Annotated in this window: 17 protein-coding genes; 7 read left to right on the top strand and 10 right to left on the bottom strand. The window is 48.3% G+C overall.

Annotated features, from left to right (window positions below; genetic code table 11):
- Nucleotides 1-97: 97 nt before the first annotated feature.
- The 10 genes from ACR2PX_RS13985 to ACR2PX_RS13940 form a co-directional block, all read right to left on the bottom strand.
- Entirely contained in the window at nucleotides 98-433 is a 336-nt protein-coding gene (locus tag ACR2PX_RS13985; protein ID WP_433999967.1) for a hypothetical protein, read from the bottom strand.
- 730 nt (nucleotides 434-1163) lie between these two features.
- Complete coding sequence (hisD, locus tag ACR2PX_RS13980) at nucleotides 1164-2468, bottom strand: histidinol dehydrogenase (RefSeq protein WP_433999966.1); 1305 nt, start codon at nucleotides 2466-2468, stop codon at nucleotides 1164-1166.
- Between the two features lie 107 nt (nucleotides 2469-2575).
- Entirely contained in the window at nucleotides 2576-3220 is a 645-nt protein-coding gene (gene hisG, locus ACR2PX_RS13975) for an ATP phosphoribosyltransferase (RefSeq protein WP_433999965.1), read from the bottom strand.
- Nucleotides 3221-3405: 185 nt separating this feature from the next.
- Nucleotides 3406-4668: a UDP-N-acetylglucosamine 1-carboxyvinyltransferase gene (murA, locus tag ACR2PX_RS13970; RefSeq protein ID WP_433999968.1), complete on the bottom strand. Its 1263-nt coding sequence runs from the start codon at nucleotides 4666-4668 to the stop codon at nucleotides 3406-3408.
- 25 nt (nucleotides 4669-4693) lie between these two features.
- Entirely contained in the window at nucleotides 4694-4933 is a 240-nt protein-coding gene (locus ACR2PX_RS13965) for a BolA family protein (protein ID WP_433999964.1), read from the bottom strand.
- A gap of 258 nt (nucleotides 4934-5191) precedes the next feature.
- Complete coding sequence (locus tag ACR2PX_RS13960; RefSeq protein WP_433999963.1) at nucleotides 5192-5512, bottom strand: STAS domain-containing protein; 321 nt, start codon at nucleotides 5510-5512, stop codon at nucleotides 5192-5194.
- A gap of 101 nt (nucleotides 5513-5613) precedes the next feature.
- Nucleotides 5614-6285 (bottom strand): MlaC/ttg2D family ABC transporter substrate-binding protein, encoded by a 672-nt coding sequence (locus tag ACR2PX_RS13955; protein ID WP_433999962.1) that lies wholly within the window; start codon nucleotides 6283-6285, stop codon nucleotides 5614-5616.
- Between the two features lie 97 nt (nucleotides 6286-6382).
- Nucleotides 6383-6835, bottom strand: coding sequence for an outer membrane lipid asymmetry maintenance protein MlaD (gene mlaD / locus ACR2PX_RS13950; protein WP_433999961.1), 453 nt, complete (start codon nucleotides 6833-6835; stop codon nucleotides 6383-6385).
- A 1-nt stretch (nucleotide 6836) separates the two neighbouring features.
- Nucleotides 6837-7631, bottom strand: a complete 795-nt coding sequence (mlaE, locus tag ACR2PX_RS13945) for a lipid asymmetry maintenance ABC transporter permease subunit MlaE (RefSeq protein WP_433999960.1) — start codon at nucleotides 7629-7631, stop codon at nucleotides 6837-6839.
- On the bottom strand, nucleotides 7628-8443 hold the full coding sequence (locus ACR2PX_RS13940) for an ATP-binding cassette domain-containing protein (RefSeq protein WP_433999959.1): 816 nt from the start codon (nucleotides 8441-8443) through the stop codon (nucleotides 7628-7630). Before ACR2PX_RS13940 ends, mlaE begins: the two co-directional genes overlap by 4 nt.
- Nucleotides 8444-8923: 480 nt before the next feature.
- On the opposite strand from ACR2PX_RS13940, the gene ACR2PX_RS13935 reads away from it, so the two are divergent.
- The 7 genes from ACR2PX_RS13935 (at nucleotide 8924) to lptB (ending at nucleotide 15421) form a co-directional block, all read left to right on the top strand.
- A complete protein-coding gene (locus tag ACR2PX_RS13935; protein ID WP_433999958.1) occupies nucleotides 8924-9874 on the top strand; it encodes a calcium/sodium antiporter in 951 nt (316 codons plus the stop codon).
- Between the two features lie 164 nt (nucleotides 9875-10038).
- A complete protein-coding gene (locus ACR2PX_RS13930; RefSeq protein WP_433999957.1) occupies nucleotides 10039-11295 on the top strand; it encodes an LNS2 domain-containing protein in 1257 nt (418 codons plus the stop codon).
- Between the two features lie 190 nt (nucleotides 11296-11485).
- Nucleotides 11486-12460 (top strand): KpsF/GutQ family sugar-phosphate isomerase, encoded by a 975-nt coding sequence (locus ACR2PX_RS13925; protein WP_433999956.1) that lies wholly within the window; start codon nucleotides 11486-11488, stop codon nucleotides 12458-12460.
- Nucleotides 12457-12996 carry a KdsC family phosphatase gene (locus ACR2PX_RS13920; RefSeq protein WP_433999955.1) on the top strand — a complete coding sequence of 180 codons (540 nt, stop codon included), beginning with the start codon at nucleotides 12457-12459 and terminating at the stop codon, nucleotides 12994-12996. Before ACR2PX_RS13925 ends, ACR2PX_RS13920 begins: the two co-directional genes overlap by 4 nt.
- 362 nt (nucleotides 12997-13358) lie before the next feature.
- Nucleotides 13359-13931, top strand: a complete 573-nt coding sequence (lptC, locus tag ACR2PX_RS13915; RefSeq protein ID WP_433999954.1) for an LPS export ABC transporter periplasmic protein LptC — start codon at nucleotides 13359-13361, stop codon at nucleotides 13929-13931.
- Nucleotides 13915-14502 (top strand): lipopolysaccharide transport periplasmic protein LptA, encoded by a 588-nt coding sequence (gene lptA, locus ACR2PX_RS13910; protein WP_433999953.1) that lies wholly within the window; start codon nucleotides 13915-13917, stop codon nucleotides 14500-14502. Before lptC ends, lptA begins: the two co-directional genes overlap by 17 nt.
- Nucleotides 14503-14695: 193 nt before the next feature.
- Nucleotides 14696-15421, top strand: coding sequence for an LPS export ABC transporter ATP-binding protein (lptB, locus tag ACR2PX_RS13905; protein ID WP_433999952.1), 726 nt, complete (start codon nucleotides 14696-14698; stop codon nucleotides 15419-15421).
- Nucleotides 15422-15795: the final 374 nt, after the last annotated feature.

The raw sequence follows: 15795 nt of genomic DNA, 5'->3' as shown, positions 1-15795 counted from the left end.
GCCAGCCTGCTGCTGTGATGTTGATTGTACCTCGCCAGGCTTGGTACAGGAGTCACAGTAGTAGACTGGTTCCGCAGTCCACAAGAATCTTCCTTCGTCAAACGCTAAAAACTGCAGAATCGAGTTTAAGAATCGACTCTTCCACTGAAAAATGTTGATTCTGATGATAGTCATAAGCCCGAGTCAGAATATCTGCCCGACTTTCTGGCTGACAGCCAGAAGCATCCAGACGCTGCCCTGTATAGTGCAACCAATTATGTAGTAAATAAGAACCGGGTACTGAACAAGCATCTTCTAACCCTTTTATTTTGTCTTCAATAAAAGCAATCAACGCTTCAGGACGTTCAGAGTTATACAGATAGATAATGGCGGGACAAAGAAAGTTTCTGTCAGAAATTTTTGCCGATGCAATAACATCTTTAAACGGCTCCATTTCACAGCACTCTATCAAGAGACAAACGACAGAACTCCAATACTCAGGCTTGAAGCCAATGTAGAGAGTGCCCTGATCACCGATTTGAAGGTTCCAGTCTACTTTCTCACTACCTCTAAAAAAGATGAAATCATGTGAAATTGGACACAGGTCAGTACAAGACTGAATGGGATGCAGTTTTTTCTAAACTCTGTGATCAATGGAAACTCTACCAACATGACGCTGCTCAAGGGCCTTTAAATCAGCCCAGGTTTGTCTCTGTTCAGATAAATTCCTGGGACGGGGAAAAATGAATTCTTCGTACAACAAATCGGAAGCTACCACCCAAACCGCTTCAAGATCCTTCCTGCCTGACCCTGAAGCCATTTTTTCCACAAGTCGACCCAACCAGTGTACAAGGGATTTATGGCCACTTGAATAATGTGACGAATCGGTTGATTGGGTGAGAATGGGTTGTACCGAAGTTGCTATCATAACGTTCCCTGTTTTTTCAGGGCGAATGAGCCCAACTCGAAAAATTCATAAAACTTCTCTGATTAAGCTGTAGACCGCTTAAAAATTGAAATGTTCGCTTTTTGATGGGCACGAAAAACAGCTGGGCAGGAAAATACTGGAAAGTCAGATAACTAAAAGGTCAGTACTGCTAACCATTTAGCCAAGCTTGCTTGATTGATTGAAGACTCTGAAGGCCACTTTCAACAGCCTCCAGAGATTGACCACTTTTGATCGCTTATTTCTTGATACGATATTCTGCTGAGCGGGCATGAGCCGTCAGGGACTCTCCTCGGGCCAGCACAGAAGCCACTTTACCCATCTCTGAGGCGCCCTCTGGCGAGAAGTGAATCAGTGAAGAGCGCTTTTGAAAATCATATACACCCAGGGGTGAAGAAAACCTTGCGGTACCGGAAGTAGGCAATACGTGGTTCGGACCCGCACAATAGTCACCTAATGCTTCCGCTGTATAGCGTCCCATGAAAATAGCGCCGGCATGACGGATATCGGCCAACAGAGCCTTAGGGTCTTCAACAGAAAGCTCCAGGTGCTCAGGAGCAATTCTATTGGTGACTTCACAGGCGGCTTTCATATCCGGAACATGGATCATAATGCCTCTGTTGTTCACAGATTCAGCAATGATCTTTTTCCGTTCCATTTCAGGTAAGAGTCTGCGCATACTCTCCAGAACCTGATCAAGAAACGCCTGATCAGGAGACACCAGAATGGCCTGAGCATCTTCGTCGTGTTCTGCCTGGGAGAATAGATCCATGGCAATCCAGTCCGGATCGGTACGACCATCACAGACCACCATGATTTCAGATGGGCCAGCTATCATATCAATCCCGACCTGCCCGAATACTTCACGCTTGGCTGTGGCCACATAGATATTGCCAGGGCCGACAATTTTATCCACACCCGGAACCGTTTCTGTACCATAAGCCAGAGCCGCCACCGCCTGAGCACCGCCCACGGTAAATACTTTCTTAACGCCTGCAACAGCAGCGGCAGCCAGAACCATGTCATTCACTATACCGTCTGGCGTAGGAACAACCATGATGATCTCTTTCACACCGGCAACATGGGCAGGAATAGCATTCATCATAACGGATGAAGGATAAGAGGCTTTACCACCCGGTACATACAGCCCGACACGATCCATAGGCAACACCTGTTGTCCAAGCAACGTGCCGTCTTCTTCCTCGTAAGTCCAGGAAGATTGAAGCTGACGTTCATGATAACTTTTGATCCGGCTGGCAGCCCTTTCCAAAGCTTGCCTTTGCTCCTGAGGAATTGTCTCCAGCGCTTTCTGTAACTGCTCTTCACCCAGTGTCAGTTCTTCCATACTGGAAACTGAGAGACGATCAAAGCGATTGCTAAACTCTATCAGTGCCTCATCTCCCCGAGAGCGCACTTCAGCAATAATATGCTTCACACGATGCTGAACCTCTTCATCAGAGACACTTTCCCAGGCCAGCAGATGATCCAGCTGCTCATTGAAATCCTGGTTCTCGTAACTCAGTTGTACAGGGTTCACAGTCATCGAATTACTCCGTTACACGTATTACTATAAAATTTTTTCATCCCCTATTTATTCCCATAGGCGATTATTCCCATAGGTGACGAAAAAATTTTCTTCAGTCATGGCTGTTAATGGGTTTGGGTATCTACGGCAGCACTCAGCTGCTGAATCAGTGCATTAATGGCTTCAAACTTCACTTTCATGGAAGCCTTATTCACTACCAGCCTGGAAGAAACATGGCTGATCAATTCTCTTGGCTCAAGACCATTGGCTCTGAGCGTATTACCGGTATCTACCACATCAATAATAATGTCTGCCAGACCGACCAGTGGAGCCAGCTCCATAGAACCATAAAGCTTGATAATATCAGCTTGACGCCCCTGAGATGCATAGTAGCGTTTGGCAACATTCACGAATTTGGTCGCTACTTTTACTCGACCGGTTGCAGGCTCTTCATGCCCCGTTTTACCGGCGGTCATCAGCTTGCATTGAGCAATCTGCAGATCCAGAGGTTCATAAAGTTCTGTTGAGCCATGCTCCAGCAGCACATCTTTTCCTGCTACACCTACATCCGCTGCACCGTATTCAACATAAGTAGGGACATCACTGGCTCTGACAATCAGCAGATTAACGTCTGGATGAGTAGTAGGGATAATCAGCTTCCGACTCTTGGCAGGATCTTCAGCTAATTCAATACCCGCTGCCTTGAGCAGAGGCAATGTGTCTTTGAGTATGCGCCCTTTGGAAAGCGCTATTGTGATTTGGCTGGACATCTGGGACAGGCTTCCTTCGCGTTAAGTTGCGTAGTTTACACCAAACAGAAGATAACGTGAGGGGGACAAGACCGTGCTGACGGGTAATTTTTGTGCTTTTAGCGGGGAAAACATCAGAATATGAATTGAAGAGAGAACAGTCAAATGCCATGGGAGGCTGAATCAGCCCCCCAGAGGAAAATCAATCAGGCAGGGACACGACGAATTTTCGCACCCAACTGCTGAAGTTTTTCTTCAATGCATTCGTAACCACGGTCAATGTGGTAAATTCGCTCAACAACCGTGTCGCCTTCTGCGATCAGACCGGCAATAACCAGACTGGCAGAGGCTCTGAGGTCAGTCGCCATGACCGGCGCAGCCTTCAGAGAATCAACACCCTTGATCACAACCGTATTGCCTTCCACTTTAACGTCAGCGCCCATGCGTTTCATTTCCTGAACATGCATGAAGCGGTTTTCGAAGACGGTTTCAGTGATACTGCCCACACCTTCAGAAATCAGATTCAACGCTGTGAACTGAGCCTGGATGTCGGTTGGCATAGCAGGATAAGGTGCGGTTCTAAGATCAATCGAGCCTGGACGCTTACCTTTCATATCCAGTTCAATCCAGTCTTCACCCCACTCTACAGAAGCACCTGCTTCACGCAGCTTGATCAGAATGGCATCCAGCAGATCGGGCTGGGTATCCTTGAGACGTACACGACCACCTGTGGCTGCAGCAGCAATCAGGTAGGTGCCGGTTTCAATACGATCAGGCAGAACAGAATAGGTACATCCCTTCAGACGCTCGACGCCCTGAACACGGATAACATCAGTACCGGCCCCTTCGATTTTGGCGCCCATGGTTATCAGGCACTCCGCCAGATCAAGCACTTCAGGTTCACGGGCAGCATTCTCGATAATGGTTTCACCGTCTGCCAGACAGGCTGCCATGAGAATGTTTTCAGTACCGGTGACGGTCACCGTATCCATGAAGATACGAGCGCCTTTCAGACGATCCTCAACACTGGCCTTGATGTAACCGTCTTCAACAACAATGTCTGCACCCATGGCCTGCAGACCGCGAATGTGCAGATCAACCGGACGGCTACCGATGGCACAACCGCCTGGCAGAGAGACTTCAGCCCGACCGAATCGGGCCAGCAATGGACCCAGAACCAGAATGGAAGCCCGCATGGTTTTCACCAGTTCATACGGAGCTCTCAGTTGCTTGATAGTGCTGGCATGAACTTCTACGTTCATACGCTCATCCACCATCAGATCAATACCCATGCAGCCAAACAGCTCAAACATGGTGGTAATATCGTGCAAGTGAGGGAGGTTGCAGACGGTAACAGGGTCATCCGCCAGCAGGGTTGCAGCCAGAATCGGCAATGCAGAGTTCTTAGCACCGGAGATACGGATTTCGCCATCCAGACGCGTACCACCAGTGATAATCAGTTTATCCATCATAATTTCACCTGTGATCTGCGGGTTAGGCCTGGCGTTGGGATTCTGAAGGTGTCAGGGTGGTCATGGTTACCGCATGAATGGCACCACTGGCGATCAGTTCATTCAGGTGTTTGTACACCATCTGCTGTCGTTTGACAGGCAGGGCCCCTTCAAACTGGTCACTGATAATGGTTAGCCGAAAGTCACAGCCTTCCCCTTCTACCAAAACCTCTGACCCGGGGATACTCTCTTCCAGCAGCGCCTTCACTTCGGTGGCTTGCATGCATTCACCTCTCAAAACAGCCATGAGCCGGAAAAGCCGCCTCACGTCTAAAGCATAAACACAAAAACACCGCCGAGCAGCGGTATTTCCATGAAAAAATAATTGATCTGGCAGCCGTTAAAAACCACCAAGTCTGAGCCAATAGCCATTCAACAAGCCTGCATTCTCTGCACGTGCTTGCGGGCAAATCGATGAATCATATCGGACATTAGCTGCACTGACCAGCCCCAGGAGCCAGTACTCCGCCCTTCCGGTCGCTTAGGAAGCTTGGGGGCAAGAGTTTTCCTGCAGGATTGGTGCTACACCACAGACCTTGGCCAGAGCGGCAAGTTCCTCAGGTATATCAGAAAGGCAGAGATGCCCATCTTTCTCCTGAGCCAGCCGGATCCAGGACAGGCAAACAGAAAGGGTTGAGCTGTCTCCCTTAAGCAGGTTTCTCAGGCTGACTTTCAATACACCACCGGCGCTGATGTCCTTTTCCAGCAGTTTTCTTCCTTCACTTTCCACCTCAACAGCATTGTCAAAGTTGACGATACCATTGAGAGAAAACTGCCCTGGCGCCAATCGTTCAAGCTGCATAATAATGAATTCCTGAATGCCTATAGCGATAGAAAAATAGTTCGCTCGCCCGTAAATAGACAGAATGACAAAGCAAATATATTTCAGGTAAACCAGTAAGATTACTTCTTCTTACTGTCCTTTTCTGTCGAAGCTGACATGATTTCAGCCCAGTTCTCTACCACATAAGGCACTTTCTTGTGCTTGCTCACAGCATCAGCAAACTGACTCTGGAACTGCTTGGCAATATTGATGCCTTCGATCGTCACATTACGCAGTTTCCAGCGGCCGTCTACATGCACCATGGAGTAGAAAATATCGACGGTGCTGTTGCTGGTGCGAATCTTCATTTTAACGGGTATACGACTGGTTTTGCCTTCCTGATATTTTTTCAACAGCTCAGGAGACGTTTTATCCACACTGTCAATAATCAGACTCGTGTCATCCAAAGACAACAGAGCCTTACCGTAGAATCGAATCAAACTGTCTTTGAATGCCGATTCAAACTTAACAACCTGATCTGGACTGCGATGAGCGTATTTACCCATGACATATCGACCCACCTGATCAAACGCCACTACCGGTGATAAAAGCCGATCGACCTCTTTGAAAAAGCCATCAGGATTGTTCTTATACTGGTCCTTATTCTTATTGAACGTATCCAGCAACTCAGTGGTGATTTTTTTAACTTCTTCTTCAGGAGGCTGCAAGACAGGTGCAGCATACGACACGACTGCCATCATCAGACATGCCAGAGCCATCAGGAGCTGTTGAACAGACTTTACCATTTTCATTCTTGATTCCATCTTCCTATGCAGGCTTTCTATCCAGATTTGTACCGCTTTGCACTGCACTCTATCGAGGCGGTTTACAGACCTTCTTTATTCGTCCTTATTGAGAACCCAGAAGGAATTTGCCAATCAACTCTTCCAGTATAACGGCTGACTGAGTATCTTCGAAGCGACCACCATCCTTGATGTAATCGATATCACCACCAATGCTGATACCAATATATTTCTCACCCAACAAACCCGCTGTCACGATAGATGCGGTGCTGTCTATGGGAATGTTATCAATATGGGAATCAATTTCCATCTCAACCTTCGCCATATAAGTCTGCTTGTCGAGCTCCACCTTGGTCACCCGGCCAACAATAACACCTGCCAGAGCTACTTTCGCTCTGGGCTTTAGCGTTCCGGTATTATCAAACATGGCAGTGACGGTATAAACCTGATTGCCACTTTCCAAAGAAAGCCCACTGACTTTTAATGCCAATACTACCAATGCCAGCATTCCGGCTAACATAAAACCGCCGACACTTATCTCTACAGTTCTCATCCGCATCTTAGAATTCTCCAAACATGACAGCGGTCAAAATGAAATCCAGCCCCAAAATGGCCAGTGAAGAATAAACAACAGTCCTTGTCGTGGCCCGACTGACCCCTTCTGATGTAGGGATGGCATCATACCCCTGGAACACAGCGATCCAGGTCACCACAAAACCAAATACGAAACTTTTGATGAGGCCATTCCCAATATCCGCTACCAGATTAACTGAAGCCTGCATACTGGCCCAGAAAGAACCTTCGTAGATGCCCAGCCAGTCAACTCCGACCATAACGGCCCCCAAAATACCGACCAGACTGAAAATAGCGGCCAGCAGAGGCATGGAAATAACACCCGCCCAGAATCGTGGAGCAATCACTCTTTTGAGCGGATCGACACCAATCATCTCCATACTGGAGAGCTGTTCTGTGGTTTTCATCAAACCAATTTCAGCGGTGAGGGCAGAACCTGCACGCCCGGCAAACAGCAGTGCCGTAACAACGGGACCCAGCTCTCTCAAGAGACTGAGAGCCACCATCTCACCAACAGCACCTTCAGAACCGTATTGAGTCAGGATGTAATAACCCTGCAGTGCCAGCACCATACCGATAAACAACCCTGACACCGTAACAATAATCAGCGACATGACGCCAACACTGTAGAGTTGTTGAATCAGCAGGGAAAAGCCGTTACTGAAACCGGCCCGGGAAAAAATGGCCAGAATCAGGAAGATGCCTGCCCGACCTATGGACTGAATTTGATCCAGCCCAAAGCGACCGAGCTGTGCCACTCTGTCAAGAATACCTGTACTCATCCGATCTCCCCACCCAGTAACGCTTCTTTATAATCGGGTGCCGGGTAATGGAATGGCACCGGACCATCGGACAGTCCATTCATAAACTGCTTAACCCGGGAGTCATTGGAATTCATCAGGTTGTCTGGTTCACCCTGACCAATCACATCACCATCAGCAATCAGATAGAGATAGTCGGAAATGGATGCCGTTTCATGAAGATCATGGGAAACCACCACACTGGTGATATTAAGAGCATCATTTAACATTCTGATCAGTTTTACCAAGACCCCCATGGCAATGGGATCCTGTCCGACAAAAGGCTCGTCGTACATGACCATGGCAGGATCCAGTGCAATCGCTCTGGCCAGCGCTACCCGGCGGTTCATCCCTCCTGACAGCTCAGCAGGCATTAACGACCATGCCCCTCTGAGCCCGACCGCTTCGAGCTTCATAAAAACAATGTCCCGAATCATCGGTTCAGCCAGTTTGGTATGAATACGCAAAGGGAAAGCAACATTTTCAAACACCGACAGGTCGGTAAACAGAGCACCACTTTGAAAAAGCATGCCCATTTTACGACGCGTACGAAACAGTTCTTCACGGGAAAGCAAATCAAGATTTTGCCCATCAACAAAGATCTGTCCGGAATCAGGGCGAAGCTGACGTCCAATCAAACGTAACAATGTTGTTTTACCAGTACCGGATGGTCCCATGATACCAACCACCTTACCTCTGGGAATGGTGATATCAACATTATTAAAAATAGTTCGATTGCCGCGATGAAACGTCAAACCACGGATCTCTATAAAGTTATCACTTGCCTCAGTCATTGGAAGGCGATTCCTTGCATCTGTATGGACTGCACTCAGTAGTAACCTTTGTTCCCTGACAGTTTACTACTGACCTGTTTCTAATTATGGCGGCTTTCGGCTTTCTTTTGAACCATCTGAACATATCCTTAACAGAGTCTCGATATCCAAACGGGTGATCTATGGGTTATTTACTGGCTATTTACTCTTTTTTCACTACGAGCAAACTTCATCTGTGTATTTGCAGGTTAAGTCTGGATTGGTTGAACAATGCCTAATAAACTACTCCGCCCGGGAAATTACTGTTTCTTTTCTAATAACGGTTTTTTCACAGCGTTTACTGTGAAGAGTATTTTCTGCGTCACCCAGACTGTTTGAGGGTAATGCAAAATATATTTCTTCGCTCATGGCTGTTTATTGAAGATAAAATATCTTGCCGCTGCTTATGTGAAAAAAAAGTATCTCACCCAACCATCTGAATAAGAAAAGAGAATTAGTCCTATGCTCATTGCCCTTGCAGCCATCCTGGCTGGCTTCATTATCCTGACCTGGAGCGCTGACCGTTTTGTAGCGGGCGCAGCGGCCACAGCCAGCAACATGAATGTTTCGAGAATGCTGATCGGACTGACTGTGGTCTCTATCGGTACATCTGCACCCGAGATTCTGGTCTCTCTGATGGCCGCCCTGCAAGGATTCCCCGGGCTCGCGGTGGGCAACGCCATGGGTTCCAATATCGCCAACATGGGCCTGGTCCTCGGTATTACAGCCCTGATAGCCCCGTTGCCAGTGAAAGCGGCATTAGCCAAGAGAGAAGTTCCACTGCTCTTAGTCATTACCGTTGTTGCCGGCATCTGTTTGGCCAATGGCTACCTGGGAAGAATAGATAGCATAGTCCTTCTGGCGGGCCTGTTCATCACTCTGTATCTGATGATCCGCTGGCAGAAACAGCATCCTGACGAGCCCATGGTTGAAGATGAAGAGATTCCAGAGCTCTCTCCTGGCAAAGCCTGGTTCATGCTGGCTTCAGGCTTGGTGCTGTTATTGGGCAGTTCTCAGCTGCTGGTCTGGGGCGCGACTGACATTGCCCAGATGATGGGCATCAGTGATCTGGTGATCGGCTTGACGATTGTCGCCATTGGCACCAGTCTGCCGGAACTGGCCGCCTCCGTCACCAGCGCCCTGAAAGGTCATCATGATATAGCCATAGGCAATGTTATTGGCTCTAATATTTTTAACCTGCTGGCCGTCCTTTCCATGCCTGGACTTGTCGCCCCCGGTGTTCTGGATCAAGCCGTTATATTGCGGGACTATCCGGTCATGCTGGGCATGACGATCCTGCTGGCTCTCATCTGCCTGATTGGCAAGAAACCAAAGCATCTGGGCAAAGCGACTGGCATTGTTCTGCTATCTATTTATTGCCTCTATGGAGCCTGGCTCTTTATTCAGCACTGAATCTCTTTTGCAGGGCTGATACTAATCAGCCCTGCCATTCACTTAATGAGCCCGCACCCTTTTTTCATAACCGATCGTTTTTTCCGCCAGTCTGTTTATATCTGTCTATGCTTATCTGACTTCAAAGAATCCAGACCTGAAAACTCAGAGTTCTGTATGGACAAATGAAATTAATAAATAACTTTTTTTGGCTGGTGCTTTCAGGATTGGTCCTGACCAATAATGCCTGGTCACAGGACGACCTCGATCAGCTTATCAACCTGATGACTTTGTCGCCCGACGCGATCTCTGATAAAAGCCTTGGATTTTATTCTGCAGGCTCCGACCTGCTCGTCAGCCAGGAAGATCTGGCAACAGAGCAACTACTTGTGCTGTTGATTCTTAATGGGCCGGAGCTTCAACCTGTTAATGGTCATATAGAGTGGTCTGCTGATGGAGTCCAATGGCACAACGCAGAGTTTAATAAAGCGGACGTACAGTCGGGAAAAACCGGGCATATTAAAGTGAGTTTACCTCAGTTGCCCCACAGCTCAGAGATACAAAGAATCGTTTTCCGAACTCGCCTCACAGGACATGTCACAACCCATGAAAGTCGACAGCTGGTCACTATTTTACCCTCCGGCGAAGCCCGACAGGCCGTCTTTTACGATATAGGCGGTACAGTTCAGGCTAAATACAAACTGAAAGCCAAAAAAGCCAAGAACCTCAGAGACCCATTCGACCCTGTCTTCAGGGCTATCCGAGAAGACATGAGTGCAGGCTTACTCGTGGTATTCCTCACCAGCAAAGAGCAGGAAGACGGCCACATGATCAGAGCCTGGTTCAGGGAACATGGCTTGCCTCCGGGTCCCATTTTGATGCCCCGGGCCCGTTGCTGTCAGGACAATGGCGAAGATTTTAAATTCAAGGTTCTGAACTATCTGAAAGGCAAGGTAAAGGTCATCAGAGCCTGGGGCAATGGTGTTGAGAAAGACATCCTGCCTTATATGAAAGCGGGCGTCTGCACAATTCATCACATCAGCTGGCCACTATCTGAAGCCTCCAGCATCAAGTTGCTGGTAGCCAGCATCCTCCAAAACTATTTACTGCAAAGTCGAATCAAGTTGGCTCATTGTGCAGGAGACATCTGCATACCAGCCGTCTTAAGTACTTATATTATCGATAACCCTGCCTGTAAAAGGTTTATAGCCCAACCTCAGCTTTGTTCATCAGACTCACCTCCTGGGGACGACCCGGACTCTCCTCCCTGCTTCTATTATCCAGAGAGTCCAGACCCGGTTAATGCAGTCATGCTACAGCAGTTCGACCACTGGGTTTCGGGACAGGGACAAACTGTCTCACAGCTTTGGCCTGGGCTTCTCGCCACCCTGCTCTATTTCGCAGCTTTACCTGCAGAGGCTGCCCCATCGCGACTCCCATGAACCTGTTAGCTTCTGCAACATTGCAACTATTAAGGAACTGATTGCAATGCGCAGGTTCTAATACAGCTATTCTTGGGTACGTTCTCAATAAACCAGGGAGCACAGCTCTTTCATTGAGAACACGCCCTAAGCTGTTACTGTGGCAAAAGGCACTATAGAATAGCCTTGTCAAAATCAACCTGTATGCAATATGACTACTGACGAGCTGTTTATCTCAATTGGTCGCCGCACCATTACCATGGAACTGGAAGCTGTTCAGAGCCTGAACGACAGGATCGACAGCAGTTTTGCCAAGGTCTGCCGCATCATGCTGGAATGCCGTGGCCGAGTCATTGTCGTCGGCATGGGCAAGTCCGGACATATTGCCCGCAAGCTCGCCGCAACCCTGGCCAGTACCGGAACCCCGGCTTACTTTGTTCATCCGGGGGAAGCCAGTCATGGTGACATGGGAATGGTCACCCAGGAAGACGTTGTTCTGGCTCTTTCCAATTCAGGCGAAACCAGTGAGGTCATTACCCTGCTGCCACTGCTGAAAAGACTGGGCACCCCTCTGATCAGCATGACCGGAAACCCGGATTCAACTCTGGCCAATGATGCTGAAGCCCATCTCAACACCGGCGTAGAAAAGGAAGCCTGCCCTCTGGATCTGGCTCCTACGTCCAGTACTACCACAGCTTTAGTGATGGGTGACGCGTTAGCCATTGCCTTGTTGGAAGCCCGTGGATTTACTGCCGAAGACTTTGCATTTTCACATCCTGGCGGTTCCCTGGGTAAGCGACTTCTTCTGAAAGTGAAAGACATCATGCACAGCGGCAGCCGGGTACCCGAAGTGTCTCTGGGTACACCTATGGGTGATGCTCTACTGGAAGTCACCCGAAAAGGCCTGGGAATGACGGCCATTATCGATGACAAGCGTCATGTCATCGGCATCTTCACCGACGGTGACCTTCGCCGGGCTCTGGATAAGGGAGTTGACCCTAAGTCCACACGCATCGACGACGTAATGACGGGCCACTGTAAAACTATTCACCCCGAGATACTCGCGGCAGAAGCCCTGAAGATTATGGATGACCGGAAGATCAACGCCTTGATCTGCGTGGATGATCAAAACGAGCTGATTGGTGCCATTAATATGCACGACCTGCTTAAAGCGGGGGTAGTATGATCAGTTCATCATTACAATCCGCTGCTGCTAATGTCCGTCTGGCTGTCTTTGATGTCGACGGTGTCCTCACTGATGGCAAATTGTTGTTTGGTGAAAACGGCGAAGCACTGAAAATATTCAACACTTTGGATGGCCACGGCCTGAAAATGCTCAAGCAGGCCGGTGTCAAAACAGCCATTATCACTGGTCGCCGCTCTGTGTTCGTTGAAAAGCGTGCCTCAGATCTGGGCGTAGATTTTCTCTACCAGGGTCGTGAAGACAAGTTTGTAGCTCTGAAAGAGTTGTTGCAGGAAGAAGGCCAGAACTTAAGCCTGGCAGAAGTGGCCTATATTGGTGACGACCTGCCAGACCTGCCTGCAATTCGCCAGGTAGGCTTTGGTTGCTCAGTGCCAAACGGACACTATTACGTTCGTGAGCACTCGCCTGCAGTAACACTGAGTCGTGGCGGTGAGGGAGCGGCTAGAGAGTTCTGCGACTTTATTCTGGCAGCCAAAGGCAAGCTGGATGATATGCTGGCAAGCTACCTAGGGGCCTGACCGAGAATAAAGCTTCTGGTGATTAACAATGTCGCTGTACTGTCTATCTCTTTACAGCGACATTTTATACTGGAAACTGTGGCAACAATGAAAATACAGTTTGTCCAAATCAAAGCGACTTTATGAACTTCCCGGGCTGACATTCAACTCTGATTTCAAAAGGCCGACAGCCAGTGTCTAGCCTTTGAAAACATTCGTCTGGTGCCCCTGATGATCAAAAAAATCATGATAGACTGTACTCATTTGCTACGAAAATGCTGCTGCCAGCATCAACCAAGCACCATTTTCCTAAATAGCCGTATTTCGTCAGATTCTAAACACACCAGAATCCGACTTGATTGTGACCCGGAGCCTGATACCTGATGCCCAATCGGAACTCTATACTGATTGCTTTTCTGATGCTGACATTGGTCGGTCTTGGCTATTGGGCTTATGACAGCGACCTGCACGTGGGGGCTCAGAAAAAGCAGCCACTGGTTCGGGAAAATGCTGACTACTATTTTATAGACACCCAAATTACCCAATACGATAAAGCGGGCAAGCTCGACTATACGTTGATTTCCGACAGTATTACCCATTACCCGCATAACGATACAACGCTGCTGCAAACCCCTCATCTGGAGAGCTTCAGTGACCCTGAGAAACCGATGGTTACTGACGCACTCAATGGCAAATTGCTGCCTGGCAACCAGGATATAGAACTCTGGGATGACGTGGTGATGATCCAGACGGATCTCAGCAATGGCAACAAGGTGCGCATGGACACTGATTTCATCACCATATACTCTGAAAAGGGGCTGGCCGTCACCGATCGACCGGTACTGATCACCAACGATACCGGGCGTACGCGCGCTATTGGAATGGAGGCTTTCTACAAGGAGAGTCTGGTAAAACTCAAGTCTAGGGTAAGAGGATTTCATGAGCCAAAGCCATGAACAGACCAAACACCTTGATCCAAATATGCAGCCAGACAGACAAAGTCGGCGCAGAGGGATTGAACATTACCTGATGCTGGGAGCCATGGTACTGCTTCCTGCTATGGCACAAGCTCTGCCATCTGACCGGCAACAGCCTATCGAGATCGAGTCCAACACGGCAGATATCGATAACAAGAAAGGCATCTCCATTTATAAGGGCGATGTCGTTATGATTCAGGGCACCACCCGGATAACTGGCGATAAGGTGACCGTTTACTCGATCCAGCAGGAAGTTAAGAAAATCGTGGCAGAAGGCTACAAGAAAAGAGCCTACTACGAAGAACAACAGCCCGAAGATCAGGGCACCCTGCAGGCCTGGGGTCATACCATTGACTATCAGGTAGCAAGCGACAAGATTAAACTGCTCAAACAGGCTCAGTTGACCCAAAAGGGTGATACTTTTACCGGTGAACGCATTGATTACGATCTAACTAAACAGACCGTCAATGCCAAAGGCAGTGAAAACAAGAGCAGCCCTGATGGTCGGGTCAAGATGATTTATCAGCCCAAGCCTGAAAAGAAACAGTAGATCGTATCTCAACCTCATCGTATTAATGGATGAACGATCCAGTCAGGCAAGCAGCCATGAGCCGGAAATAGAGCTTACTCCTTAAAAGGAAGAAAGCGACAGAGTCCCGGTGAGCTGCATTTTCATAGTAAAAAGTTTGAAATGGCTGTCAGACAAACAACAGCCAACCTTTAAACAGGATGACAGATTCCGGATGGCAACGCTTAAGGCAGAACATCTCAGCAAAAGTTACAAAGGCAGACAGGTAGTCAAAGATGTGTCCCTGGCTGTCGACAGTGGTCAGATCGTCGGGCTGTTAGGTCCCAACGGAGCAGGCAAAACAACCTGCTTCTACATGATTGTAGGCCTTGTAAAATCAGACGGTGGCCAGGTAAATCTCAGTGGTCAGGATTTGACGCATGAGCCTATGCACGGCCGGGCCAGAGCCGGTGTTGGTTACCTGCCACAAGAAGTCTCTATTTTCAGAAAGCTGACGGTTACCGATAACCTGCTTTCAATACTGGAAACCCGATCCGACCTTTCAAAGAAAGACCGGATCGAAAAAATGGAGTCGCTGCTGGAAGAGTTCAATATTACTCATATCAGAGACAATCTGGGTATGAGCCTCTCTGGCGGTGAAAAACGCAGGGTTGAAATTGCTCGGGCTCTTTGCACTGAGCCTCAGTTTATTCTGCTGGACGAACCTTTCGCTGGTGTTGACCCGATTTCTGTTGGTGATATCAAAGCTATTATCACTCACCTGAAAACCAGAGGCATCGGTGTTCTGATAACGGACCACAATGTCCGGGAAACACTGGATATCTGTGAGAAGGCTTACATTGTCAGCGAAGGCACCATAATTGCTGAAGGTGACAGCCAGACAGTGCTGGCCAATCAAAAGGTTCGCGACGTCTATCTTGGGCATCAATTCAGCCTCTGACTCTTCTTTTTAACGACCTTTCTATTACTTCTACTGGACGGTTAATTTCCGCCAGTAGAAGTCATCAATTGAATGTCTGGCTCAAATAACTCTTCCAGCTTCTTCTATTGACGAAAATCTGTAATGAACCAGATAAGGGTAGAACTTGTTCTCTTTCAGATAGACTTCAGGCTTTTCCAAAACCTGCGGCTCTTTATCATTATCCAGTAAAACCCAGCGACCATGATCATGTATCAATGTTACGAAGTTAGGACTTACGCATTGACAGCGTGTTCCGAAATTTGATAATTGACCCAAATGATTGTTTATCAGGGATGAAAGTGAGAAGTACTACTCGCCCGACTACCGCACGATGCACCCTTTCACAATACATG

Origin of the sequence: Endozoicomonas sp., assembly GCF_051008435.1 — a bacterium.
GTDB lineage: Bacteria > Pseudomonadota > Gammaproteobacteria > Pseudomonadales > Endozoicomonadaceae > Endozoicomonas_A.
The sequence above is the reverse complement of the archived record's forward strand: the minus strand, read 5'-3'. Positions and strand labels throughout refer to the sequence as shown.

What these genes read in the sequence shown, in the direction of transcription:
- ACR2PX_RS13965 (WP_433999964.1), bottom strand. Translation starts at nt 4,933, where the DNA reads ATGCAAGCCACCGAAGTGAAGGCGCTGCTGGAAGAGAGTATCCCCGGG.
- lptC (WP_433999954.1), top strand. Translation starts at nt 13,359, where the DNA reads ATGCCCAATCGGAACTCTATACTGATTGCTTTTCTGATGCTGACATTG.
- ACR2PX_RS13930 (WP_433999957.1), top strand. Translation starts at nt 10,039, where the DNA reads ATGAAATTAATAAATAACTTTTTTTGGCTGGTGCTTTCAGGATTGGTC.
- lptB (WP_433999952.1), top strand. Translation starts at nt 14,696, where the DNA reads ATGGCAACGCTTAAGGCAGAACATCTCAGCAAAAGTTACAAAGGCAGA.
- ACR2PX_RS13920 (WP_433999955.1), top strand. Translation starts at nt 12,457, where the DNA reads ATGATCAGTTCATCATTACAATCCGCTGCTGCTAATGTCCGTCTGGCT.
- ACR2PX_RS13955 (WP_433999962.1), bottom strand. Translation starts at nt 6,285, where the DNA reads ATGAAAATGGTAAAGTCTGTTCAACAGCTCCTGATGGCTCTGGCATGT.
- ACR2PX_RS13960 (WP_433999963.1), bottom strand. Translation starts at nt 5,512, where the DNA reads ATGCAGCTTGAACGATTGGCGCCAGGGCAGTTTTCTCTCAATGGTATC.
- ACR2PX_RS13935 (WP_433999958.1), top strand. Translation starts at nt 8,924, where the DNA reads ATGCTCATTGCCCTTGCAGCCATCCTGGCTGGCTTCATTATCCTGACC.
- murA (WP_433999968.1), bottom strand. Translation starts at nt 4,668, where the DNA reads ATGGATAAACTGATTATCACTGGTGGTACGCGTCTGGATGGCGAAATC.
- ACR2PX_RS13985 (WP_433999967.1), bottom strand. Translation starts at nt 433, where the DNA reads ATGGAGCCGTTTAAAGATGTTATTGCATCGGCAAAAATTTCTGACAGA.
- lptA (WP_433999953.1), top strand. Translation starts at nt 13,915, where the DNA reads ATGAGCCAAAGCCATGAACAGACCAAACACCTTGATCCAAATATGCAG.
- hisG (WP_433999965.1), bottom strand. Translation starts at nt 3,220, where the DNA reads ATGTCCAGCCAAATCACAATAGCGCTTTCCAAAGGGCGCATACTCAAA.
- hisD (WP_433999966.1), bottom strand. Translation starts at nt 2,468, where the DNA reads ATGACTGTGAACCCTGTACAACTGAGTTACGAGAACCAGGATTTCAAT.
- mlaD (WP_433999961.1), bottom strand. Translation starts at nt 6,835, where the DNA reads ATGCGGATGAGAACTGTAGAGATAAGTGTCGGCGGTTTTATGTTAGCC.
- mlaE (WP_433999960.1), bottom strand. Translation starts at nt 7,631, where the DNA reads ATGAGTACAGGTATTCTTGACAGAGTGGCACAGCTCGGTCGCTTTGGG.
- ACR2PX_RS13940 (WP_433999959.1), bottom strand. Translation starts at nt 8,443, where the DNA reads ATGACTGAGGCAAGTGATAACTTTATAGAGATCCGTGGTTTGACGTTT.
- ACR2PX_RS13925 (WP_433999956.1), top strand. Translation starts at nt 11,486, where the DNA reads ATGACTACTGACGAGCTGTTTATCTCAATTGGTCGCCGCACCATTACC.